Origin of the sequence: Alsobacter soli (assembly GCF_003004785.1) — a bacterium.
In the GTDB taxonomy this organism is placed as follows: Bacteria; Pseudomonadota; Alphaproteobacteria; order Rhizobiales; family Beijerinckiaceae; genus Alsobacter; species Alsobacter soli.
This window is the reverse complement of sequence record NZ_PVZS01000060.1, coordinates 2,501-5,000: the sequence shown is the minus strand read 5'-3', so window position 1 is coordinate 5,000 and position 2,500 is coordinate 2,501. Positions and strand designations below refer to the sequence as shown.

1 tRNA gene and 1 rRNA gene (both cut by a window edge) are annotated in these 2,500 nt (G+C 55.8%); both read right to left on the bottom strand.

The annotated features are described in order from the left end of the window. Nucleotides 1-1,918: ribosomal RNA gene (locus SLNSH_RS24080) — 23S ribosomal RNA — on the bottom strand; it reaches 1,081 nt to the left of the window's first position. 574 nt (nt 1,919-2,492) lie between these two features. Beyond that, nucleotides 2,493-2,500, bottom strand: a tRNA-Ala gene (locus SLNSH_RS24075) (it continues 68 nt past the right edge of the window).

The following is a 2,500-nucleotide window of genomic DNA, read 5'->3' as shown; positions in this document are numbered from 1 at the left end:
GAGCCCTGTGTTTTTGTTAAACAGTTGCCACCCCCTGGTCTGTGCCCCTCCGACCTGGTTGCCCAAGCCGAAGGCCTCCTTATCCCGAAGTTACGGAGGTAAATTGCCGAGTTCCTTCAACGTCATTCTCTCAAGCGCCTTGGTATGCTCTACCAGTCCACCTGTGTCGGTTTCGGGTACGGTCTCATGCGGGAGCTATTTCCTGGAACCCCCAGGCAGCCCTCCCAATCCAGTAAGGGAGAACAACTTTCGGGATCCGTCACTACCCGCTGGCCCACGATTATTTGCGTGGTTCCCATCGACTACGCCTTTCGGCCTCGCCTTAGGGGCCGGCTAACCCTGCGAAGATTAACTTTACGCAGGAACCCTTGGACTTTCGGCGACAGTGTCTTTCACACTGTTTGTCGTTACTCATGTCAGCATNGGGGCCGGCTAACCCTGCGAAGATTAACTTTACGCAGGAACCCTTGGACTTTCGGCGACAGTGTCTTTCACACTGTTTGTCGTTACTCATGTCAGCATTCGCACTTCCGATGCCTCCAGGATGCCTCACGGCTGTCCCTTCACAGACCTACGGAACGCTCCGCTACCGCTTGCACTTGCGTGCAAACCCGAAGCTTCGGTGCATGGCTTGAGCCCCGTTACATCTTCGGCGCGGGGACCCTTATTTAGACCAGTGAGCTGTTACGCTTTCTTTAAAGGATGGCTGCTTCTAAGCCAACCTCCTGGTTGTTTTGGGATCCCTACATCCTTTCCCACTTAGCCATGACTTGGGGACCTTAGCTGTCGGTCAGGGTTGTTTCCCTCTCCACGACGGACGTTAGCACCCGCCGTGTGTCTCCCGCGCAGTGCTCCCAGGTATTCGGAGTTTGGTTAGGTTTGGTAAGACGGTGAGTCCCCCTAGCCCATCCAGTGCTCTACCCCCTGGGGCATTCACGCGAGGCGCTACCTAAATAGCTTTCGCGGAGAACCAGCTATTTCCGGGTTTGATTGGCCTTTCACCCCTAACCACAAGTCATCGGAGTCTTTTTCAACAGACACCCGTTCGGTCCTCCAGTGCGTGTTACCGCACCTTCAACCTGCTCATGGCTAGATCACCCGGTTTCGGGTCTCATCCGACGAACTGAACGCCCTGTTCAGACTCGCTTTCGCTGCGCCTACACCTATCGGTTTAAGCTTGCTCGCCAGACGAAGTCGCTGACCCATTATACAAAAGGTACGCAGTCACCCAGGACGAACCTTGGGCTCCTACTGTTTGTAGGCATCCGGTTTCAGGTGCTGTTTCACTCCCCTCGTCGGGGTGCTTTTCACCTTTCCCTCACGGTACTGGTTCGCTATCGGTCGCTGAGGAGTACTTAGGCTTGGAGGGTGGTCCCCCCACGTTCAGACAGGATTACACGTGTCCCGCCCTACTCATGTCTTCTCTTTCACGACACCCGTACGGGGCTATCACCCGCTGAGGCCCGACTTTCCAGACGGTTCCGGTTGGTTCAAGAGAAGCACTGGCCTGGTCCGCGTTCGCTCGCCACTACTAACGGAGTCTCGTTGATGTCCTTTCCTCCGGGTACTTAGATGTTTCAGTTCCCCGGGTTCGCCTTTGACCCCTATGGATTCAAGGTCANNNCTAACGGAGTCTCGTTGATGTCCTTTCCTCCGGGTACTTAGATGTTTCAGTTCCCCGGGTTCGCCTTTGACCCCTATGGATTCAAGGTCAAATACCTTCATTGACCACCCTCAATCCAAGTTCATGCGTTCCCGCATGGACTTGCAATGAAGGAGGTCGAAGGTGGGTTGCCCCATTCGGAAATCCTCGGATCAAAGCTCGTTCGCAGCTCCCCAAGGCTTATCGCAGCGTACCACGTCCTTCTTCGCCTCTCAGCGCCAAGGCATCCACCGAATGCCCTTATGGCACTTGATCGTTCTCATGAACAATGCTCGCTTGGCGATCGCTGTCGCGATCGCTCCGGCCCGCGCCACGCTTGCGTGGTTCAGGCCGCTTCAGAATCCACCGCACTCGGAGCGGCTGGCAGTTTCCTGCCCGGACCCTCGAACGCATTGCTCGAAAAGACCAGTTTGCTTCGACCATGTCCGGCGTCCGTGCGGTCAGGCAACGGCGCTGGTTCGGCCATCCTATCCAGGGATTGGATAGAACGTCCGGACATGGTCCCTCTTCACGATGTCAAAGATCTCGCTTGTTTTCGGCCCAAGGCCAAAATCAAGAAGCTCGGTTTTCTTACCCGGATGAGTTTTGGGCGAAGCCCTTCGACACGCNCGAAAAGACCAGTTTGCTTCGACCATGTCCGGCGTCCGTGCGGTCAGGCAACGGCGCTGGTTCGGCCATCCTATCCAGGGATTGGATAGAACGTCCGGACATGGTCCCTCTTCACGATGTCAAAGATCTCGCTTGTTTTCGGCCCAAGGCCAAAATCAAGAAGCTGTTTTCTCTTTACGGATGAGCATCTCTCGGGAGCCGCCGCCCACGATCAAGCGCCTGGTGGAG